Source organism: Actinomadura alba (genome assembly GCF_014323705.1).
In the GTDB taxonomy this organism is placed as follows: domain Bacteria; phylum Actinomycetota; class Actinomycetes; order Streptosporangiales; family Streptosporangiaceae; genus Actinomadura_C; species Actinomadura_C alba.
The window spans coordinates 40,516-59,963 of record NZ_JABVEC010000014.1; the positions used below are offsets into that span (position 1 = coordinate 40,516).

Annotated in this window: 24 protein-coding genes; 7 read left to right on the plus strand and 17 right to left on the minus strand. The window is 72.1% G+C overall.

Translation table 11 applies throughout. The features are described from left to right. The first annotated feature begins 65 nt into the window (after positions 1 to 65). Positions 66 to 836 carry a GntR family transcriptional regulator gene (locus HKK74_RS19330; RefSeq protein ID WP_187244650.1) on the plus strand — a complete coding sequence of 257 codons (771 nt, stop codon included), beginning with the start codon at positions 66 to 68 and terminating at the stop codon, positions 834 to 836. 21 nt (positions 837 to 857) lie between these two features. Here the strand turns inward: HKK74_RS19330 and HKK74_RS40060 are convergent, their stop codons facing one another. After that, positions 858 to 1,070 carry a dodecin gene (locus HKK74_RS40060; RefSeq protein WP_187244651.1) on the minus strand — a complete coding sequence of 71 codons (213 nt, stop codon included), beginning with the start codon at positions 1,068 to 1,070 and terminating at the stop codon, positions 858 to 860. A 57-nt stretch (positions 1,071 to 1,127) separates the two neighbouring features. Here HKK74_RS40060 and HKK74_RS19340 point away from each other — a divergent pair, with 57 nt between their 5' ends. The 4 genes from HKK74_RS19340 (at position 1,128) to HKK74_RS19355 (ending at position 5,156) form a co-directional block, all read left to right on the plus strand. After that, a complete protein-coding gene (locus HKK74_RS19340) occupies positions 1,128 to 1,448 on the plus strand; it encodes a DUF3099 domain-containing protein (protein WP_312881630.1) in 321 nt (106 codons plus the stop codon). Positions 1,449 to 1,843: 395 nt separating this feature from the next. Beyond that, complete coding sequence (locus HKK74_RS19345; RefSeq protein ID WP_187244653.1) at positions 1,844 to 2,068, plus strand: hypothetical protein; 225 nt, start codon at positions 1,844 to 1,846, stop codon at positions 2,066 to 2,068. Positions 2,069 to 2,251: 183 nt separating this feature from the next. Continuing rightward, entirely contained in the window at positions 2,252 to 4,162 is a 1,911-nt protein-coding gene (locus HKK74_RS19350; protein ID WP_187244654.1) for a M64 family metallopeptidase, read from the plus strand. Positions 4,163 to 4,205: 43 nt separating this feature from the next. Then, the gene (locus tag HKK74_RS19355; protein ID WP_187244655.1) at positions 4,206 to 5,156 is read left to right on the plus strand and encodes a LysR family transcriptional regulator; all 951 of its coding nucleotides are present in this window, start codon (positions 4,206 to 4,208) and stop codon (positions 5,154 to 5,156) included. Positions 5,157 to 5,177: 21 nt separating this feature from the next. On the opposite strand, the gene HKK74_RS19360 is transcribed toward HKK74_RS19355, so the two are convergent. The 13 genes from HKK74_RS19360 to HKK74_RS19420 form a co-directional block, all read right to left on the minus strand. Next, positions 5,178 to 6,140: a LysR family transcriptional regulator gene (locus HKK74_RS19360; RefSeq protein ID WP_187244656.1), complete on the minus strand. Its 963-nt coding sequence runs from the start codon at positions 6,138 to 6,140 to the stop codon at positions 5,178 to 5,180. Between the two features lie 19 nt (positions 6,141 to 6,159). Next, positions 6,160 to 6,600: a type II toxin-antitoxin system PemK/MazF family toxin gene (locus tag HKK74_RS19365; protein ID WP_187244657.1), complete on the minus strand. Its 441-nt coding sequence runs from the start codon at positions 6,598 to 6,600 to the stop codon at positions 6,160 to 6,162. Positions 6,601 to 6,609: 9 nt separating this feature from the next. After that, the gene (locus HKK74_RS19370) at positions 6,610 to 6,879 is read right to left on the minus strand and encodes a DUF6457 domain-containing protein (RefSeq protein WP_312881614.1); all 270 of its coding nucleotides are present in this window, start codon (positions 6,877 to 6,879) and stop codon (positions 6,610 to 6,612) included. Between the two features lie 149 nt (positions 6,880 to 7,028). Next, positions 7,029 to 7,655, minus strand: a complete 627-nt coding sequence (gene mobA, locus HKK74_RS19375; RefSeq protein WP_376771538.1) for a molybdenum cofactor guanylyltransferase — start codon at positions 7,653 to 7,655, stop codon at positions 7,029 to 7,031. Continuing rightward, the gene (locus tag HKK74_RS19380; RefSeq protein WP_187244658.1) at positions 7,642 to 7,959 is read right to left on the minus strand and encodes a DUF3467 domain-containing protein; all 318 of its coding nucleotides are present in this window, start codon (positions 7,957 to 7,959) and stop codon (positions 7,642 to 7,644) included. The genes mobA and HKK74_RS19380 overlap by 14 nt, the downstream gene beginning before the upstream one ends. Before the next feature lie 69 nt (positions 7,960 to 8,028). Further along, positions 8,029 to 9,018 carry a GTP 3',8-cyclase MoaA gene (moaA, locus tag HKK74_RS19385; RefSeq protein WP_187244659.1) on the minus strand — a complete coding sequence of 330 codons (990 nt, stop codon included), beginning with the start codon at positions 9,016 to 9,018 and terminating at the stop codon, positions 8,029 to 8,031. 131 nt (positions 9,019 to 9,149) lie between these two features. Beyond that, a complete protein-coding gene (gene hypE / locus HKK74_RS19390; RefSeq protein WP_187244660.1) occupies positions 9,150 to 10,292 on the minus strand; it encodes a hydrogenase expression/formation protein HypE in 1,143 nt (380 codons plus the stop codon). Then, the gene (gene hypD / locus HKK74_RS19395; protein ID WP_187244661.1) at positions 10,285 to 11,412 is read right to left on the minus strand and encodes a hydrogenase formation protein HypD; all 1,128 of its coding nucleotides are present in this window, start codon (positions 11,410 to 11,412) and stop codon (positions 10,285 to 10,287) included. The genes hypE and hypD overlap by 8 nt, the downstream gene beginning before the upstream one ends. Continuing rightward, positions 11,412 to 11,663 carry a HypC/HybG/HupF family hydrogenase formation chaperone gene (locus HKK74_RS19400; protein ID WP_344396466.1) on the minus strand — a complete coding sequence of 84 codons (252 nt, stop codon included), beginning with the start codon at positions 11,661 to 11,663 and terminating at the stop codon, positions 11,412 to 11,414. Before HKK74_RS19400 ends, hypD begins: the two co-directional genes overlap by 1 nt. Continuing rightward, positions 11,641 to 12,024 carry a hydrogenase maturation nickel metallochaperone HypA/HybF gene (locus tag HKK74_RS19405; protein WP_187244663.1) on the minus strand — a complete coding sequence of 128 codons (384 nt, stop codon included), beginning with the start codon at positions 12,022 to 12,024 and terminating at the stop codon, positions 11,641 to 11,643. The genes HKK74_RS19400 and HKK74_RS19405 overlap by 23 nt, the downstream gene beginning before the upstream one ends. Positions 12,025 to 12,255: 231 nt before the next feature. Beyond that, positions 12,256 to 12,903, minus strand: coding sequence for a D-sedoheptulose-7-phosphate isomerase (locus tag HKK74_RS19410; protein ID WP_187244797.1), 648 nt, complete (start codon positions 12,901 to 12,903; stop codon positions 12,256 to 12,258). Between the two features lie 5 nt (positions 12,904 to 12,908). After that, entirely contained in the window at positions 12,909 to 13,112 is a 204-nt protein-coding gene (locus HKK74_RS19415; protein WP_187244664.1) for a HypC/HybG/HupF family hydrogenase formation chaperone, read from the minus strand. Positions 13,113 to 13,176: 64 nt separating this feature from the next. Further along, a complete protein-coding gene (locus HKK74_RS19420; RefSeq protein WP_246491758.1) occupies positions 13,177 to 13,683 on the minus strand; it encodes a D-sedoheptulose-7-phosphate isomerase in 507 nt (168 codons plus the stop codon). On the opposite strand from HKK74_RS19420, the gene HKK74_RS40065 reads away from it, so the two are divergent. Then, a complete protein-coding gene (locus HKK74_RS40065; RefSeq protein WP_246491788.1) occupies positions 13,588 to 13,806 on the plus strand; it encodes a hypothetical protein in 219 nt (72 codons plus the stop codon). The genes HKK74_RS19420 and HKK74_RS40065 overlap by 96 nt on opposite strands. A gap of 92 nt (positions 13,807 to 13,898) precedes the next feature. On the opposite strand, the gene hypF is transcribed toward HKK74_RS40065, so the two are convergent. Both hypF and HKK74_RS19430 read right to left on the minus strand, forming a co-directional pair. Continuing rightward, a complete protein-coding gene (gene hypF, locus HKK74_RS19425; RefSeq protein ID WP_312881615.1) occupies positions 13,899 to 16,256 on the minus strand; it encodes a carbamoyltransferase HypF in 2,358 nt (785 codons plus the stop codon). A gap of 167 nt (positions 16,257 to 16,423) precedes the next feature. After that, complete coding sequence (locus HKK74_RS19430; RefSeq protein WP_187244666.1) at positions 16,424 to 17,953, minus strand: MFS transporter; 1,530 nt, start codon at positions 17,951 to 17,953, stop codon at positions 16,424 to 16,426. Positions 17,954 to 18,037: 84 nt separating this feature from the next. Here HKK74_RS19430 and HKK74_RS19435 point away from each other — a divergent pair, with 84 nt between their 5' ends. Further along, complete coding sequence (locus HKK74_RS19435) at positions 18,038 to 18,433, plus strand: MarR family winged helix-turn-helix transcriptional regulator (RefSeq protein ID WP_187244667.1); 396 nt, start codon at positions 18,038 to 18,040, stop codon at positions 18,431 to 18,433. A gap of 119 nt (positions 18,434 to 18,552) precedes the next feature. On the opposite strand, the gene HKK74_RS19440 is transcribed toward HKK74_RS19435, so the two are convergent. Continuing rightward, positions 18,553 to 19,407: a hypothetical protein gene (locus HKK74_RS19440; protein WP_187244668.1), complete on the minus strand. Its 855-nt coding sequence runs from the start codon at positions 19,405 to 19,407 to the stop codon at positions 18,553 to 18,555. Positions 19,408 to 19,448 lie beyond the last annotated feature (41 nt).

Below are 19,448 nucleotides of genomic sequence, written 5' to 3' on the forward strand. Positions count from 1 at the left end.
GTCAACAGTTTGTCCTGACATTAGGACAGCACTAGGCTGCCGCGAGTAGCACCTTTCGATGTCCCATGTCCCGGATCCGTCACGCGGGGAGGCCGGCCGTGCAGCAGCCCGTCGTGGTGGTGGACCGGGGCAGCCCCGTGCCGCTCTATTTCCAGCTGGCCCAGCAACTCGAGGCGGCGATCCGCGACGGGGTGCTCGCCCCGGGCACCAGGCTCGAGAACGAGGTGCTGCTCGCCCACCGCTGCGGCCTGTCGCGGCCGACCGTACGGCACGCGATCCAGCACCTGGTCGACAAGGGGCTGCTGGTGCGCAAGCGCGGGGTCGGGACCCAGGTGGTCCAGGCCCAGGTGCGCCGCCCCATCGAGCTGACCAGCCTCTACGACGACCTGGCGGCGGCCGGCCGGGAGCCGCGCACCGAGGTGCTCGAGCTCGCCCCCGTCCGGCCCGAGGACGAGGTCGCCGCGGAGCTCGGCACGGCGCCCGGCTCGGACGTCCTGCGGCTGCGGCGGATCCGGTTCACGGGCGCCGAACCGCTCGCCGTGCTGACCAACTACCTGCCCCGGGACATCGCCGCCGTCACGGGCGACGAACTTCGCCGGCACGGCCTGTACGAGTTGCTGCGCCGGGCCGGGGTGAACCTGCGCATCGCCAACCAGACGATCGGCGCGCGCGGGGCGACCGCGGCGGAGGCCCGGCTGCTCGACGAGCGCCGCGGGGCGCCGCTGCTGACGATGACCCGTACGGCCTACGACGACAAGGGTCGGGCGGTGGAGTACGGGACCCATGTGTACCGGGCCAGCCGTTACTCCTTCGCGCTCACGCTCGTGGAACGCTGAGCACGACGGAGCGGCGGCGGATCAGGTGTCCTCGAGCCGGAATCCCACCTTGAGGCCGACCTGGAAGTGCCCGACCTCGCCGTCCACGATCTGGCCGCGCACCTCGGTCACCTCGAACCAGTCGAGGTGCCGAAGCGTCTCACCGGCCCTCCGGATGGCGTTGCGGATGGCCGCCTCGACGCTCTCCGGCGACGTTCCCACGATTTCCGTCACCCGGTATGTACGGTCCGTCACTGAGGTCCTCCTGATGTCGCATCCGGCAGGGGCTGGGCTTAACGTGGAAACGTGAGGGTGATTCCACGGCGCCGAGTAGATGTCTACACGGTCACTGACGCGCACCGGCCGATGTCCGAGGACATCGGCTACCGCCAACGGCGTTATCTGGTGTCGATGGGCATCCGGACCGCATGCTTTCTCCTTGCCCTCTTCCTGACCGGGCACGCCCCGATCTGGATCGTGGGCGTGCTGATCGTCGGCGCGGTGGTGCTGCCGTACGTCAGCGTGGTGTTCGCCAACGGCGGTCGCGAGCCCGAGAACGCGGCGCGGTTCGACGAACGCGAAAGTCCGAACCGTAACCAGATTTCCGGACGTCCCCCAGAAATCCGGTCGTGACATCTCTTGACTAAACCATGGGGGTTTCGGTGTACGATTTGTACCGGCGCTCTGGTCCCCCGTCGGAGCGCCCGTGCCGGTGTTCCGGGCCCCCGTCGGAACACCGATGATGCGACGCCGGGTGGATTGCCCCCGTATCCACCCGGCGTCGCTTTTATTTGGCGGACGACTCTCCGGGCCGACCATCCTGACCGGCTCCCTGACTCACAAGCCTCGCACCCGTCCTGGCCGGGATCGGCCAGCGGCTCTGACCGTTATCCCGCACCGCCGTCCGCGGCCCGCCCTCCCCGACCGCGAGGAGCCCGCGCCGCGTCGCCCGGCACCGTCCCGTACCCCGGTCCGGCGGCACGGGCGGCCGGCGCCGCCTGACACACCGCGCCTGACACACTGGGTTCGTGACCGACCCCCGAGACGAGGCTCCGCTGTGCTCCGCGAAGGGCTGCCGCGCCGACGCGCGCTGGGGCATCCGCTGGAACAACCCCAAGATCCACACACCGGAGCGGCGGAAGGTGTGGCTCGCCTGCGACGAGCACCGCGAGCAGCTGTCGCAGTTCCTCGGCATGCGCGGATTCCTGCGCGACGTCGTTCCCGTGGACGAGCTGGAACCCACCGACGGCTGACGGCTCGGGCGGCTCGGGCCGGGCCGTACTCGTCACGCGCCCGTGAGCGGCGCGCCCCGCCGCCAGACTCCGGCCCTCCGGAGATCGCGGCATAACTCCGGCGTTATGAGCTTTCGAGATGTGACTGGCCGTACCTCCTGATCAAGGATTGCCGACGAATCAGGCGACAGGGAGGTCTCGTCCATGGGGAGAGGGAAGGCGGCCAGAGCCGTCCCCGTGCTGGCGGCCACGGTGGCGCTGCAGCTGGTGGCGCTGAGCGGACAGGTCCTCGACGCCGAGCCGGCGGCCGCGGACGAGGTCGGCGAGGCGGCGGTCGTGCCGATCCAGGTCACCGGTGATCCCGCGAAACGGTTCAACTTCGTGATTCTCGGCGACGGCTACACCGCGGCGGACATGCCCAAGTTCCGCGCCGACGTCGACGAGCACCTCAGCACGCTGTGGGCGTTCGAGCCGTGGAAGACCTACCGCAGCTACGTCAACGTCTACGCCGTCGAGATCGTCTCCGGCGAGTCGGGCGTGAGCTGCGACCCGGACCTGACCTCGGCCAGGCGCACTACGCCGCTGAAGATGGGCTTCTGGGGCGGTTGCAATCCCGCCAGCGTGCAGCGCCTGCTCACGGGGGACAACGCGGCGATCGACGGCTACGCGAACCTGGTGACCGGCACCACGAACGCCAACCGGCAGGTGCTGGCGCTCGCCAACAGCACCACCTACGGCGGCGCGGGCGGCAGCAAGGCCACCGCCTCGGGCGGCAACGCGCTCTCCTCGCTGATCATGCCGCACGAGATCGGCCACTCGCTCGGGCGGCTGGACGACGAGTACACCTACTACGCGCGCGGCGTACCGGGCGCCGCATACGCCGGCGGCGAGCCGGGCTCGGTCCACCACACCCTCCTCACCGAGCGGCAGATGCGCGAGCAGCGCGTGAAGTGGTGGCGCTGGCTCGGCGAGGAGAGCACCTCCGGCGGGGTCATCGGCCGCTACGAGGGCGGTCTCTACGCCACGGCGGGGGTCTGGCGCCCCAGCGAGCACTCGATGATGAAGGTGCTCGGCTACGAACACGACCAGGTGCAGCGCGAGCGCATGACACAGGCCATCGCCGAGAAGGTCGACCTGATCCAGGACCACACCCCCACCACCGCCGCCATCGGGCCGGACCGGGTCGTGTGGCTGGAGACGCTGCACCCGGCCGACCACACCCTGCGCGTCACGTGGACGCTAGGCGGCCGGCAGGTGCCGGGCAGCCGCGACGAGCACAACCTGGACCTGCGCCGCCTCCGGCTGAGGCCGGGCACGCACAGTCTCACGGCGACGGTCACCGATCCGACCGGTTTCGTCCGCGACCCGGCAGTCCGTTCCTCGGCCGCCCTCACCCGCACGCGCACGTGGACCATCGACACACGGGTCAGGACCGCGCCGGACACGGTCGCACCGGACTTCACCGGCACCACCCCCCAGGACTGGAACCTCGCCGCCCACAGCGTCGTCCACGCGGAGACCACCCATCCGGCCGGATCGGTCCCGGTCGTCCGCTGGACCCTGAACGGGCGGCGGGTCGCCACCGCGGGCAATGACCGCGACCTGGACCTCAAGCGCTTCCGGCTGCGCTCGGGAACACACCGGGTCACCGCCACCGTGACCGACCCCGCCGCGCCGCACGGCGGCGCCCGGACGCTCACCTGGACGGTCGACGCACAGCGGCCGACGGTGACCGCCGCACTGTCCCGGCCGGCCGGGACGTCGGGTGCGGCCGGCCGCGACGAGTACGTCTTCGACGAGCGGTTCACGATGAGGCTGACCCCTGCGGACATCGGGCGGGGCGCGCCGCTGGCGGAGTTCCAGGTGGACGGGGACGGCTGGTACCGCTACTTCGGCTGGCCCACCGACTCGAACGCGCCGTTCCTGTTCACCCCGCTCGGCACGAACGTCGACGGGCTGGTCTACGGCAAACTGGGCAAGCCGGTCCGTACGGTCGACTGGGACGCCGTCCCGCCGGGATATGGCCGGCACACCGTCGAGTACCGCGCCATCGACGCCGCCGGCAACGTCGGCCCCACGCAGAGCTTCACCGTGACCCTCCGCAAGTCGGGCTGACCCGGGCCATGGACGGGGCGGCCGAAGCCGCTACTCTCCGCCTGTGCAACTCGAGTTCCGCCACCTCCGCACTCTGTGCGCCGTCGCCGGCGAGGGCAGCCTCACGAAGGCCGCCGCCGTCCTGGGGGTCTCGCAGCCGGCGTTGAGCGCACAGGTGCGGCGCATCGAGAGACTGCTCGGCGGAGCGGTCTTCGAACGCGGCCGGTCGGGCGTGGCGCCGACGGCGTTCGGGGAGTTCGTGCTCGCTCGCGCCCGCACGGCGCTCATGAATCTCGACGAGCTCACCGCGGGCACCCGGCACGACACGGGGACGGCGCGGTTCGGCGGTGTCTCGAGCCCGGCGCTGGTGACCGTGCTCGAGGGCCTGCGCGGGCTGCTGCCCCAGGGCGTCCGGATCTCGGTGCAGACCGAGCAGTCCCCTCGCCTGGTGCGGGACCTGCTGGCGATCAGGCGAGTGGACGCCGCAGCCCTGGTCGACTACCCGGGCCGGGAGCTCTCCACCCTGCCCGGCATCGGCAGCCGCGTGGTGGGCGTCGAACCGGTCTTCGTGGCACTGCCGGCCGGTCACCCTCTCGCGGCCCGCGAGGAGGTGGCGCTCGGCGACCTGGCCGCGGAGGTCTGGGTGCTGTCCCCGCCGGACGGCTCCGGCTGGCCGGAGTGCTTCCTCGACGCCTGTGCGCGCGCCGGCTTCACACCGGACGCACCGCACCGGATGGCCGAGCCGTCCGTGCTGTGCGAGCTCATCATCGCACGCGGCGTGATCTCGCCCTGCCGCGCGAGCTTCCGGCACCGGCCGGGCGTGGCCGTCCGCCCGCTGGCGGGAACGCCGCTGTGGCTGCGTCATGTGATCGCCTGGCGGCACGACGGCCCGTTCGCCCCAGTCGCCGCGGAACTCTGCCTGATCGCCGCGCGGGCCCAGGCCGAGGCCGCCGAGAGCCGTCCGCACTACGCGCGCTGGCTGGCCCGCCACTCCGACGCCCCCGTTCCGCGCTGACCGCCACCGCGCCCGGCGGCGTCACGATGCCCAGGACGCGCCGACCGAGCGGCCACGCCGGGTGAGCCAGTCGAGGTAGGCCGGGCAGCCGCCGGCCACGGCGGCGTGCGCCTCCCGCGCCAGCCGGACGAGCGGCTCGCCGGGGCCGGTGAGCGGGCCCGCCGGATCCCACGTGACCAGGTGGCGCATCCATACCGGGTCCCCGGTGAGCGGCCGGACCACCACGCCCCGCTCGGGCTCGAACGTCGCCTGGCACGGCCCGACGGCCCGGCCCGTGGCGATGAGCTCGCGCTTGGTCTCGGCGTCGACCATGCGGTAGCGCACGTCGGGGGTGAATCGCCGCGCAGCGCACGCCTCCAGGAAGTGCTCCGGCCAGCCGGTGCCGTCCGAGGGAGGCAGCACCCACTCCTCTCCGGCGAGGTCGGCGAGATCGATCTGGGCCCGGGCGGCCAGCCGGTGCCCGGCCGCCAGCGCGACGAAGACCGGCTCGACCGCCACCAGGTCGTGGCGGACCGGCGGCGGCGGCCGGAGCTCGTGCCCGGGATAGTCGCTCACCAGGGCGAGGTCCAGCCGGTGCGCGGCGATCAGGTCCAGCAGGAGCCGGGTGGAGTATTCCGCGTGGACCGTGACGTGCGCGCCCGGCAGCGCCGCCTCGAGCCGACCGATCAGGCCGATGAGGAGGCGGCTCTCAAACCCGCCCACGCGCACGGTCGACACACCGGGGGCCGGCGGCCGGGCCGCGAGGATGTCGTCGACGTCGGCCAGGGCGGCGCGGGCCCGGGCGAGGACGAAGTCGCCGAAGGCCGTGGGCATGACGCCCTGCGGGCCGCGGGCGAACAGCTCCCCGCCGAGCAGCCGCTCGATCCGCCGCAGCTGCATGGTGAGCGCGGGTTGCGAGACGCCGAGCACGGCCGCGGCCCGGGTGACGCTGGCGTGCCTGGCGACGGTGTCGAGCGCGCGGAGATGGCGCACCTCCAGCTGCACGGCGGCTCCCGGGGCCGGACTACCTGGTGGCCCTCCAACCGTGCCTGCGCATCAGGACGGCGGCGACCCGCGCGAACCGCTCCGGGGCGAACACCGCGCCCTCTCGGCGGATGTCGTCCTCGTCCAGCGCGAAGACCCGATCGAGCCGCAGATAGGAGCGCCGCCCCCCACGGTCCCAGTCGCCGGAGCCGAGGTCGAGCCAGTCCGGCGAGTCCCCGTCCCCGCGGCTGGACAGCATCATCGCGAGCAGCCTGCGGCCGTGCCGGCCGACGACGAGCATCGGGCGGTCCTTCCCACGGCGCGGGTCCTCCTCGTAGGGCACCCACGCCCAGACGATCTCGCCGGGATCCGCGAGCCCGTCGAGATCCGGGGAGTACTCGATGGTCGCCGCCCGTTCGGGTGTGTAGATCTCCCTTACCGCGCCACGGGCCGGCCGTGGGTCCTCACCATGATCGAGCATCCGCGCAGCCTATCCGGCCTCACCCGAGGACCGGCCGGGTGCCCGCCCGTCCTCGGGTGCCGTCCAGCCCTCCGTCAGCGCGACGATGCGACCGGCCGTCGCCTCGCCGCTCGCCCCCCGGCCGACGGCCAGCCCGAGCAGGTACGTGGTGAGCGGCGCGGCCGGTCTGGCGACACCGTGCGCCACGTCCCTGGCGAGGTCCAGGATCAGTTTGCGGTCGACGTCCGCCGGGTCGAGCCCGAGCTCCTGGCACACGCTGTCGATCCACTTGTCGAGCACCGGTCCTACCGCCTTCCGTGATCATGATCGAGGGCCGTCCCAGGATCCCAGATCGCCCGGCGGCGGCCGTCAGCACCGCCTCGTGCCCACCCCGGAGCGCCCGGCGCCCACGCCGGTTCGGCCCGGCCCGAACCGAACCGGGCGGCGCTTCACATGCCGGTGGCGGCGTCGAGATCCGCGGGGGTGTCGCAGTCGTACCACGGCGGCCGCGGCCCTGCCGCGCCGACGAGCGCGGGGCCGAGCGGGCCCAGCAGGCCCTTGAGCGAGGCGCCGCGATAGCCGCTGAGAGCGCCCCGCAGCGTCTCGCCGTTCCACGCTCCAGCGAGCCACTGCTCGCGGCCGGAGTCGTCGGTGAGCACCGCACCGCGCCCATGCTGGCGCGCCCGCGCCAGCAGCGCCGTGACATGCGCGGCGCGCAGGAACGGCAGGTCGGCGGCGAGCACGGCCACCCAGGCGGCCCGTACCTCGGCCAGCCCGGCACGCAGCGCCGGCACCGGGCCCGAGCCGGGCGGGTCCTCCCGTACGGTGACGACGCCCGGCAGATCGGGTCGCGCCGGGCCGACGACCACGACCCGGCCGGCGTCCGAGACGGCGTCCGCCACCCAGGCGATGAGCGGCCGGCCCGCCACCCGCAGGCCCGGCTTGTCGGCACCCCCCATCCGGCGGGCCCGCCCGCCCGCCAGAATCACCGCGTCGTACCCGCCGGCGGGGACGCCACCGGGCCCGTCCGGGCCGCGGGCGACGTCGTGGTCCGGAGGGCGGTCATCCCTCGGCACTGCCGCCACCGGGATCGCCGGTCTCACGCTCGTAGGCGCTCAGGTTCTGCTCCAGCGCCTTCATCAGCTCCCACACCTGGCCGGGCGGAATGCGGACGCGCGCCACGACCTGCGCGGGAACGTGGACGAACCGGGTGGTGGACTCGGGCTCCTCGCTGACCTCGGGCGGCCGCACCTCGATGGCGAAGTCGATCACGAAGCACTCCTGGGCACGCCATACCGAGGCGAAGCTGGCGTACTCGCCCACCTCTTTGTCGGCGGGCACCGCGATCTCGACCCGGTGCTCAAGCGGCTGGTCGCTCACACTGCACATCCTTCCCGCCCGGGGCCGTCCACGCACGCGGGACGCCCGCCCGGCTGGGCGGCGCCGTGTTCAGCCACCGATCGCCGACATCGGCCGGGCGGGCTGCAGGAAGGTCGGATCATCGATGCCATGCCCGGGTCGTTTGGTGCGTACGGCCGCCCGCCACCGGTCGGCGATCTCTTCGTCGGTCGCACCGGCCCTCAGCGCGTCACGCAGGTTGGACTCCTCGGTGGCGAACAGGCAGTTGCGGATCTGGCCGTCGGCGGTGAGCCGCACCCGGTCACAGGCACCGCAGAACGGCCGCGTCACCGACCCGATCACCCCCACCTTGGCGGGGCCCCCGGCCACCAGGAAGCTCTCGGCCGGGGCGCTGCCCCGGCTGCCTGGCTCGGCGGGGGTCAGCTCGTACGCCGTCTTCAGGTGGGCCAGGATCTCGTCGGCGGTGACCATGTCCTCACGCCGCCAGCCGTGCTGCGCGTCGAGCGGCATCTGCTCGATGAACCGCAGCTCGTAGCCGCGCTCCAGGCAGTACGCGAGCAGGGGCACGGCCTCGTGCTCGTTGACCCCTCGCATGAGCACCGCGTTGACCTTCACCGGGGTCAGCCCCACGCGGACGGCGGCGTCGAGCCCCGCGAGCACGTCGCGCAGCCGGTCGCGGTGCGCCAGGCGGACGAAGACGTCGCGGTCGAGGGTGTCGAGCGAGACGTTGACGCGTTCGAGGCCGGCCTCCCGAAGCGGACCGGCCAGCCGCTCCAGGCCGATGCCGTTGGTGGTCAGCGAGACCTGCGGCCGGGGCTCGAGCTCCGCGGTCCTTCGCACGATGTCGGCCAGGCCGCGCCGCAGCAGCGGTTCACCGCCCGTGTAGCGGACCTCGGTGATGCCGAGCAACTCGGTGCCGACGCGCACCAGCCGGACGACCTCGTCGTCGGTGAGCAGCTCCGGTTTCGGCAGCCACTCCAGGCCCTCGGGCGGCATGCAGTAAGAGCAGCGCAGGTTGCAGCGGTCGGTGAGGGAGACCCGCAGATCCGTCGCCACTCGGCCGAAGGTGTCGACCAGCACGGGCGCGCCCCCTCCTGGGATCACGGCAGCCTGACGCTCAGACCTCCAATGCCCATATTGCCTCACCTTATGTCGATCGCCCGCGTACTGGTGACCTTCGCCGGCAGATCCGCCCCGGCGGCCCGCCGCCGTCAGCAGATCCGCGGCAGCGGGTCACCGACGAGCAGGTCGACGATGCGCGTGCCGCCGAAGGCCGTGCGCAGCAGGACCAGCCCCGGCGGGTCCTCCTTGATCCGGCCGATGACCGCGGCGCCCGCACCGTGCGGATGGGCGCGGACGGCCTCGAGGGCCGCGTCCGCGACCGAGGAGTCCACGATGGCGACCATGCGGCCCTCGCACGCCACGTACAGCGGATCGATGCCGAGCAGCTCGCAGGCGCCGCGCACCTCCGGCCGGACCGGGACGGCGTCCTCGTCCATGACCACGGCGACGCCCGCGTCGACCGCCACCTCGTTGAGGACCGTCGCGACGCCGCCCCGGGTGGCGTCGCGCATCCAGCGCACCGAGTCTCCGCAGGTCTCCAGCAGCGAGGCGATCATCCCGTTCAGCGCCGCGGTGTCGGAGCGCAGGTCGGCCTCGATGTCCAGCTCGCCGCGGGCCAGCATCACGGTCGTGCCGTGCTCGCCGATCGGCCCGGAGACCAGCACGGCGTCGCCGGGCCGCACCGGCCCGGGCGGCGGGCGGCCCACGAGGCCGACGCCTGCGGTGTTGACGTAACAGCCGTCGGCCTTGCCGCGCTGGACGACCTTGGTGTCGCCCGTGACGATCCGCACCCCGGCGCGCTCCGCGGCGTCCTTCATCGACGCGACGATCCGTCGCAGGTCCTCGACCGGGAAGCCCTCCTCGAGGATGAAGCCGGCGGACAGGAACATCGGCACCGCGCCCGACACCGCCAGATCGTTGACCGTGCCGTTGACCGCGAGGTCGCCGATGTCGCCGCCGGGGAAGAAGAGCGGCGACACGACGTAGGAATCGGTGGTGAAGGCGAGGGACGCGCCGCCGACGCCGAGGAGGGCGCTGTCGCCGAGCGGTTCCAGCAGCGGGTTGCGGAACGCCTCCAGGAACACCGCCTCGATGAGCGTCTGGGTCGCCTTGCCGCCGGCGCCGTGCGCGAGGGTGATGTTGTCCTCACGCAGCCTGGCCTTGCGACGGCGAACCCGTTCGATGCGCTCGAGCACCTGATCTTCCCGGGAGGCCCGCTCGACGTGGGCGTGCTCGCGCACGACCGCTTCGGCCCACTCGGCACTGCGCTCTGTGATCCCGCGCTCAGCCATGCGTGGCCTCCCGCACCCGCTCGCGGGAGAACCGGCCGAAGTTGTAGTAGGCGGCGCAGGCGCCCTCGGAGGAGACCATGCAGGTGCCGATGGGGGTCTCCGGGGTGCAGGCGGTGCCGAAGACCTTGCACTCCCACGGCTTGAGCACGCCCTTGAGGACCTCACCGCACTGGCAGGCCTTCGGATCGGCGACCCGCACGCCCGGGATCTCGAAGATCCGCTCGGCGTCGAACTCGGCATGGGCGTCACGCACCCGCAGCGCCGAGTGCGAGATCGAGCCCAGCCCCCGCCACTCGAAGTAGGGGCGAAGCTCCATGGTCTCGTTGATGACCTTCAGCGCCTTGGGGTTACCGTCCCACGGCACCACCCGGCCGTACTGGTTCTCCACCTCGGATCGGCCCTCGGCGAGCTGCGTCAGCAGCATGTGGATCGACTGCAGGATGTCCAGCGGCTCGAAACCGGCGACGACGAGCGGTTTGCCATAGGTCCGCGCGATGAAGTCGTACGGGCGGCAGCCGATCACCGTCGACACGTGACCGGGACCGATGAAGCCGTCCAGCCGCAGGTCGGGCGAGTCCAGGATCGCCTTGATCGCCGGGATGATCGTGACGTGGTTGCAGAAGATCGAGAAGTTCTTCAGCCCTTCGGCCTTCGCCCGCAACATCGTCATCGCGGTCGAGGGCGCGGTCGTCTCGAAGCCGATCGCCATGAAGACGACCTTCTTGTCCGGATTCGTTCGAGCGATCTTGAGGGCGTCCAGTGGCGAGTACACCATCCGGATGTCGGCGCCCTGGGCCTTGGAGTCGAAGAACGACCCGCGCCCGCCGGGGACCCGCATCATGTCGCCGAACGAGGTCATGATCACGCCGGGCTGCTCGGCGATGTGGATGGTGTCGTCCACCCGGCCCATCGGGATCACGCAGACCGGGCAGCCGGGCCCGTGCACGAGCGTGACGTTCTCGGGCAGGTAGTCCTCAAGGCCGTGCTTGTAGATCGTGTGCGTGTGCCCGCCGCAGACCTCCATGAACTTGTACGACCGGCCCGGCTCGCACAGCGACGCGATCGACGCGGCCAGCGCCCGCGCCTTCCCCGCGTCGCGGTATTCGTCGACGTAACGCATCACTCGATCCTCGATTCCTTCAGGGCCTCGATCTCGTCCTCGTACGCCTGGCCGATCCCCTCCAGGAAGTCCATCGCGGCCTTGGCCTCGACTTCGTCGATCTTGGACAGGGCGAAGCCGACGTGAATGAGGATCCAGTCGCCCGGCTCCGGCTCGTCCTCGGTGATCAGGCCGATGTTGATCGCCCGCCGGACACCGCTGACGTCGACCGTGGCGAGGTCGGGCTGATCAGGCAGGATCTCCACGATCACGCCGGGAATTCCCAGGCACATCGCGCGCCTCCGCTATCTCGATGGATTCCAGCACCAACTCGTCGCCGCCGGACAGGTCGACGTCACCGCCACCACAGGAGGGGCAGACGGCCAGTGGGTCGTACACGCCGTCCTGGTGACCGCACGACCGGCAGGTGACCTGCGCCGGCGTGACCACCAGATCGATCGCCGCGCCCTCGGCCACCGTGCCCTCCGCCACGAGGCGGAAGGCCTGGTCCATCGAGGGCTCGACGACGCGCAGCAGCGCGCCCGCCCGGACCTTCGCCCAGGCCACCCGGCGGCCGCCGGCGCGCTTCTCGATCACCTCGAGGACCGCCTCGGCGAGACCGATCTCATGCACCGCGACGTCGCCTCCCCCGGCCCTGCCGAGACGACCTCATGCGGCCCGTCACAGGGCTCATGTCAGATCCTCCTGATCTTGAAGTACGGGATGATGTCCGCCGCGAAAACACCACAAGAGCCGCCACCCCCACCAGCACCGCTCCTACCAGCACGTACTCCACCATCTATTCCTCCTGAGGTGGCCCTCGAACCAATGGGAGCGCCGGGTCAGCCCTTGGGTGCACCGGGACTAAAGCGCCTCTTGGATGAGCTCCCACAGAACGTGGAAGACGGTCGTCTGGGCCTCTTGGATGCGGTGCACCGATGGAGAGGGAACCACGAAAAGGTGATCGAGGCCCTCCAGCCCCGCCATCTGCCCGCCGGTGTAACCCGCCATTCCGACGGTGAGCATTCCCCGCCGCATCGCTTCCTCGAAAGCGCGGATCAGATTGACCGAGTTGCCGCTCGTGGACAACCCGAACGCGATATCGCCGGGACGGCCGAACGCGGCGAGCTGCCGCGCGAAGGCGACCTCGAAGCCGACGTCGTTGGACAGCGCGGTCACCACGGCGACGTCGGTCGTGAGCGCGAGCGCCGGCAGCGGGCGGGCGTCGCGGCCCGGGTTGAGGAACAGCGCGGCGACGTCCTGCGCGTCGGTCGAGCTGCCGCCGTTGCCGAAGGTGAACAACCGGCCGCCGGCCCGGAACACCTCGGCCATCCGCTCAGCGCAGGAGGCCATCCGCGCGCCGTCCCGCTCCAGGACGAGACGCCGCAGCGCCACGATCTCGTTCGCCTTGTCCACCGTCGACCGGCGCACGTCGTCGAGCACGTCGCCGAGGCCGCCGCCGGCGCCGGAGCCCGGGTCACCGGAGTAGAGGAAGGGGTAGAGGTCGCGCATCTCCGTCACGAGACGACCCCTATCGCCTCTTTCGCGTGGACGAGGATGACGTCGCCGACGGAGACGTCGACCAGCGCGACGCTGACCTCCTCGGTGCGGCCGCCGCCGACGTCGGTCTCCGCGAGGTCGTCGCCGAGCAGCCGTACGACGGTCACCCGGACGGCCTCGTCGGAGCAGGTGACGCAGTGGTCGCCCTCGCAGTGGTTCATGTGATCGCGCCCTTCACAAACCCGCGCCCTTCACAAGCCCGCGCCCTTCACAAGCCCGCGCCCTTCACAAGCCCGCGCCCGGGACGAGCACGCTCGGCCGCTCGAAGAACACGTGCACCAGCTCCCAGAGCACGTGGTACATGGTGACGTGCACCTCCTTGACGACCCGCTGATCATCGGAACGCACCACGAGGGCGTGGTCGACCGCCGGGCTGGGCGCGATGGCGCCGCCGTCGCCGCCGAGCAGCGCCACCGTCAGGAGGCCGCGGTGCCTGGCCGCCTCGAACCCGCGGAGCACGTTGTCGCACCGGCCGTCCGGGGAGACCCCGAGCGCGATGTCACCGGCCTGCGCGAGATACCGGAGCTGGTGGGCGAAGACGTCGCCGAACCCGGAGGCCGCGCCGACGCCGGTGAGAGTGGCGATGTCACCGGTCAGGGATAACGCCGGCAGCGCCTGCTTTCCCATGATGACCGGATGCACGAATTCCACGGCCATATGCTGGGCATCGGTGGCCGCGCCGCCATTTCCGAAGGTGAACAGCCGACCACCTCGATGGAAGCGGATCGCCATGGAATGACAGGTGGCGGCGATCTCACCGGCGGCATTGGCCAGCCCTCGCCCAGGCGCCTCTCTCTTTTCGAAAAGCCGAGCCATCTGACCGGGCGCAGACGGCATTATCGATCACTTCCCTGATCAAGATTAGTGGCAGATCACTCACCGACGTACCCATAATGACCGCATCCGAGGCACATTGATCGTTCTTTTGGTCATTCATTTATCTTTGCTCAGAAAATGTGATCATTCTTGCCGTGATCCGGATCATTCGCCTGGAGGGCGGCCACGGCCGCCTGCCCCAGGGCCAGTCCCCCGTCGTTGGGCGGCACGATCCGATGGGTCAGCACCTCGAACCCCGCGGCGCGGAGCCGCTCCCGGCACGCTCTCAGCAGGAGGACGTTCTGGAAGACGCCGCCCGAGAGCCCGGCCAGCCGCACGCCGCTCCGCCGGCCGACGTCCGTCACGACCTCGGCGACCGCGCGGGCCACCGCCTCGTGGAACCCGGCGCCGAGCGCGGCGACCGGCACGCCCGCGCGCAGCCCCGCCACGAGGGCGCGCAGCAGGGGCCCCGGATCGAGCACCCCGTCGGGGCCGACCGTGAGCGGCAGGGACGGAGGCGGCTCAGCAGCCGCGCCCGCCAGCGCCTCGAGCTCGATCGCCGCCTGACCCTCGTACCCGATCCGGTGGCGGACCCCGAGCAGCGACGAGACCGCGTCGAACAGCCTGCCCATGCTCGTGCAGTCGGCACAGCCGAGACCGCTCGCGAGCTGTGAGCGCAGCACCCGGATCTCGGCCGCCGTGCACGCGGCGACGGGGGGCAGGTCGTCGTCCCAGGGGATCCCCGCCGCCCCGAGGTGGGACAGTGCCATGCGGCAGGGGTTGCGCACGGCCGCGTCTCCGCCCGGTAGCGGAACCGCGCGCAGGTGGCCGGCCCTGGTGAATCGGTGACTGTCCGGGCCGAGCAGCAGTATTTCGCCGCCCCAGACGGCCCCGTCGGCGCCGTGGCCGGTGCCGTCGAAGGCGACGCCGATGACGGGCTCGCCGAGCCGGCCGTGTTCGGCGAGCAGCGAGGCGACGTGCGCGTGATGGTGCTGCACGAGGTGCAACGGCCGGTCGCCCACGTGCCGCTCCGCCCAGGCGCGGGTGAGGTATCCGGGATGGGCGTCGGCAGCGAGCCGGACCGGGCGGGCGCCGCACAGCTCCGTCAGCTGTGCGGCCGACCGCTCGAACGCGACGAGCGTCTCGAGGTTGCCCATGTCGCCGATGTGCGCCGAGCAGAACGCGTGGTGTCCCTCGGTGACGCAGAAGGTGTTCTTCAGCTCGCCACCGACCGCCAGGATCGGCTCGGCCGGGACTCCGAGCCGGACCGGCAGGGGCGCGTATCCGCGCGACCGCCGGATGGGCAGCTCGCGGCCCTCGACCACTCGCACGACCGAGTCGTCGCACGGCACGTGGATCGGCCGGTCGTGCGTCAGCACCGCGTCGGCCAGCGAGGGCAGCCGCGCCCGCGCGTCCTCGTCGTCGAAGCAGATCGGTTCCTCGGCCAGGTTCGCGCTCGTCAGCACGAGGACCTCGGGCGGTTCCGTCTCGGTGCCGGGCACCGGGGCGAACAGCAGGTGGTGCAACGGGGAGTAGGGCAGCATCACTCCGATCAACGGGTTGCCCGGTGCCACTCCCCCGGCGACGGGCGCGTCCGGCCGGCGGCTCAGCAGCACGATGGGCCGGGCCGGGCCGAGCAGCACCGCGGCCTCGGCATCGTCGATCCAAGCGAGCCGCCGCGCCGCCGCCAGGTCTCGTGCCATCACCGCGAAAGCCTTGCCGCCACGGGCCTTGCGCTCCCGCAGCCGCCGCACCCCCGCGGCGCTGTCGGCACGGCAGGCGAGGTGGTGGCCGCCGATGCCCTTGACCGCGACGACGAGTTCCTCCGACAGCGCCCCCTGGGCCGCGGCCAGCACCTCGTCGGAGCCGGTCACGACCGCCCGGCCACGGGTGAACGACAGCCGCGGGCCGCAGCCGGGGCAGCACAGCGGCTGGGCGTGGAACCGCCGGTCGGCCGGGTCGGCGTACTCGGCCGCACAGGGCCCGCACATCGGGAAGGCGGCCATCGTCGTGGCCGGCCGGTCGTAGGGCAGCGACCGGATGATGGAGAACCTGGGCCCGCAGTTCGTGCAGGTGATGAACGGATGGCGGTGGCGGCGGTCGCCCGGGTCGAAGAGCTCGCGCACACAGTCGTCGCACACCGCCACGTCCGGCGGCACCAGGGTGCGGGCGCCCGAGGACGCGTGGCTGGGCACGATCCGGAAGCCGTCGGCGCCGTCGGCCGGGGCGATCGGGTCGGCCCGTACGCCGGTGATGCCCGCGAGCGGGGGCGCGTCGGTCCGCAGCCGGCGCAAGAACGCCTCGACGGTCGCCGCCGGGCCCTGGACCTCGATGAAGACCGACCCGGAGTCGTTGCCGACGAACCCGGCCACGCCGAGCTCGGTGGCGAGCCGGTGCACGAACGGCCGGAACCCGACACCCTGCACGACGCCCTCGACCGTCACCCTGCGTCGCCGCGCCGCGCCCGGGTCATCGACCGCCCGCGTCACCAGAACGCTCCCCCTCCGGCCGTTCCGCTGGTTCCGCCAGTGTGCCGGATCCGGGTGCCGCGGACGCGGCTCACGCGCCGGGAGTTCGCGGGTGCCCGAGGGCGGCCGGGAGGGCACGGCGAACGGCCGTGCCCTCCCGCGCCGGAGTACCGGAGGACCGCCCCCGGTCAGCCCGCCTCGCCCTTCACCTCGTCCGCGGCGGCGGCCCGCACCGGCCCGGCCGGGCGAGCACCGGCGGGGCGAGCACCGGCCCGGTGGGCTCCGGCCCGGCGGCGCAGCAGCGGCGCGAGCGTCATGCCCAGCCCGGCGAGTGCCACGAACGTGACGAAGATCAGACCGGGGCGGTACTCGGCCAGCATGTCGGCCTGGGAGCCGCCGGCCGCCGGGCCGTCACCGGAGATGATCCCGGTGGTGACGGCCAGGACCATGGCGGCACCGACCTGACCGGCCGTCTGCACGATCCCGGCGGCCAGTCCCTGCTCGTCGTCGTCGACCCCGGCGGTGGCCTGCACGTTGATCGATGGGAAGCCGAGGGCGAAGCCGACGCCGAGCAGGATCACGCTCGGCAGGATCGCGGTGACGTAGACGGGGTCGGTGCCGATGGGCAGGAACAGCACGTAACCGACCGTCAGCGCGGCCATCCCGGCGACGATGAACCGCGGCGTGCCGAAGCGGTCGATCATCGTCCCGGCGTACGGGGCGCTCAACGCGACGAGCAGTCCCGTCGGCAACAGCGCCAGAGCCATCGTCAGCGGCTCCCAGCCCAGCACGTCCTGCAGATAGAGCGTGACGATGAACTGGAAGGACAGGTACGAGCCGAACAGCGCGACGATCGCGAGGTTGGCGCGGACGAGAGTGCCCTTGCGCAGGATGCCCAGCCGGATCAGCGGGTGCGCCACCCGCCGTTCGACCGCGACGAACGCGGCGAGCAGGGCGATCGCGAGGACGAAGAGGCCCAGCGTCGCCGGGGTGGCCCATCCCCGGTCGGGGGCGGTCACGAGGCCGTAGACCAGTAGCAGCATCGCGCCGGTCGAGGTGAGCGCGCCGAGGATGTCGTGGCCGCCCTCGGCGGCCGGGTGGTTGCGCGGGAGCAGGAAGTACCCGGCGACGAGGGCGAGGATCGCGATCGGCACCGGCATCAGGAAGGTCCACCGCCAGCCGATCCCGGTCGTCAGCCCGCCGAAGATCAGGCCGGACGAGTAGCCGCTGGCACCGAAGACCGTGTAGATCGACAGGGCCTTGTTCCGCGCCTTTCCCTCGGCGAAGGTCGTGGTGATGATCGACAGCCCGGTGGGGGCGGTGAAGGCGGCGCTGACGCCCTTGATGAAACGGGTGGCGATCAGCAGCGGGCCGGAGTCGACCAGGCCGCCGAGCAGCGAGGCGACGGCGAACACCGCCAGCGCGATCAGGAAGACCCGGCGGCGGCCGAGCAGGTCGGCGGTGCGACCGCCGAGCAGCAGCAGTCCGCCGTAGCCGAGGACGTAGCCACTGACGATCCACTGGAGGCTCGAGGTGGTCAGCCCCAGTTCGGAGCCGATCGACGGGAGCGCGACACCGACCATCGAGACGTCGAGCCCATCGAGGAACAGCACGAGCGAGAGCACGGCGAGGATGCCCCACAGCCGCGCCGACCAGCCCTGCGGCTCCTGGGAGCTCCGGTCGGCGTGGACGGATTCGGGGGTTGCAGTCAAAGTCACTGAAGCAAGTTACATGCGCCTGCATCAAATGTCTAAGCATTAAATGCGTTTGCATCAAATGTGGAGGGGTGCTATGGTCCGCGCATGAGCGAGACGGGCGAAGATCAACTCGTGCGGCGCTGGCGCGCCCTGCTCGCCTGCCACAGCACCGTGTCCTGCGCCTTGGACCGGGCGCTTCAGGACGCCCACGGCATCGGCATGAGCGAGTTCGAGGCTCTCGACCGGCTCGTCGACGCGACGTGCGAGAAGCGGCGGATGAACGAGTTGTCCGGCGACATGTACCTCAGCCAGAGCGCGCTCTCACGCACGGTGGCCCGGCTGGAGCGCGAGGGACTCGTCGTCCGCAGCATGTGCCCCGACGATCGGCGGGCGATCTTCGTGACGCTCACGGACGCCGGACGCGAGCGCCACGCGCGGGCGCGGGCGACCCAGCGCGCCGTGCTGGGCGAGCATTTCACGCCCGAGCACGCGAACGCCTGACCGCGCAGACGGCGTCAATGGCGGGCGGCCTCCGCTGAACCGCACTCAGTGGCGGGGGACGCACCACCGTCCGGCCCGGACGTCGTGCGTCCGCCGACACCGAACGCGGTTCGCCGCCCTCAGCGGCCGGCCTCGACGCGGCGCTTGCGGGCCCGCCGCTCCGCGGCCGCGATGTCGCCGCCGCGGTCCCAGATCCGCATCCGGAGCAGCTCAGGATCGGCCCGGTCAGCCGCCTCGGCGGGGTCACGGGGTCGCGCGAGCACCTCGGCCCGGGCGCGCCGGGCGACGCCCACGTTCGACCGGAAGTGCCGGAAGATCTGGACCTCGCCGGGATAGCCGCCGTCCCAGCGCCCGAGGTACTGGTAGTCCATGTCGTAGCGGCCGATGTCCAGTACCCCCACCGCGACCGCCCATGAGCGGAGCTCGGCCGGCGAGCCGGGCCGCAGCACCACCATGCCGCCGGTGCGCGTCACCGTTCCCCGCTCCTGATCCAGGACCCGCAGCGGCTCCTCGCGCTCACGCCAAGCGCGCACGTCGGCGAGCGCCCTGTCGAGGCCGTGCGTGCGCCACCGGACGGTGCCGTCCGGCGGCCGGGTGAGCGGGAGCGTCGCCCTGAGCGCCCGCGCCGCGCTCGCCTTGAAGGGCGTCCGGAGGGGCGGCAGCAAGGCGATGGGATCGGCGGGGTCGGCGTCGAACGGGGTGGGCGTGAGGAACGGCCGGTCGATCAGCACCATGGTGCCGGGCCTGGCCTGGTAGGCCAGTCCCCACAGCAGCCGTGCCAGCAACCGCGCACCCCGCTGGTCGGACAGCACGTGCCAGGTGTCGTGGAAGCGGTTGGTGCTGAACCGGGCCCGGGCGCCCGGCCGCAGCCCGATCACGGTGTGGTCCCGTCCGTCGAGCCGCACCACGCGGCGGTGCAGCTTCATGCCGTCGACAGCGACCCGCGCCGTGGCCGGCCGCTGCCTCTTGGTCATTTCGTTCAGCCCTTCACGCAGATTTACTAACACCCCGTCTC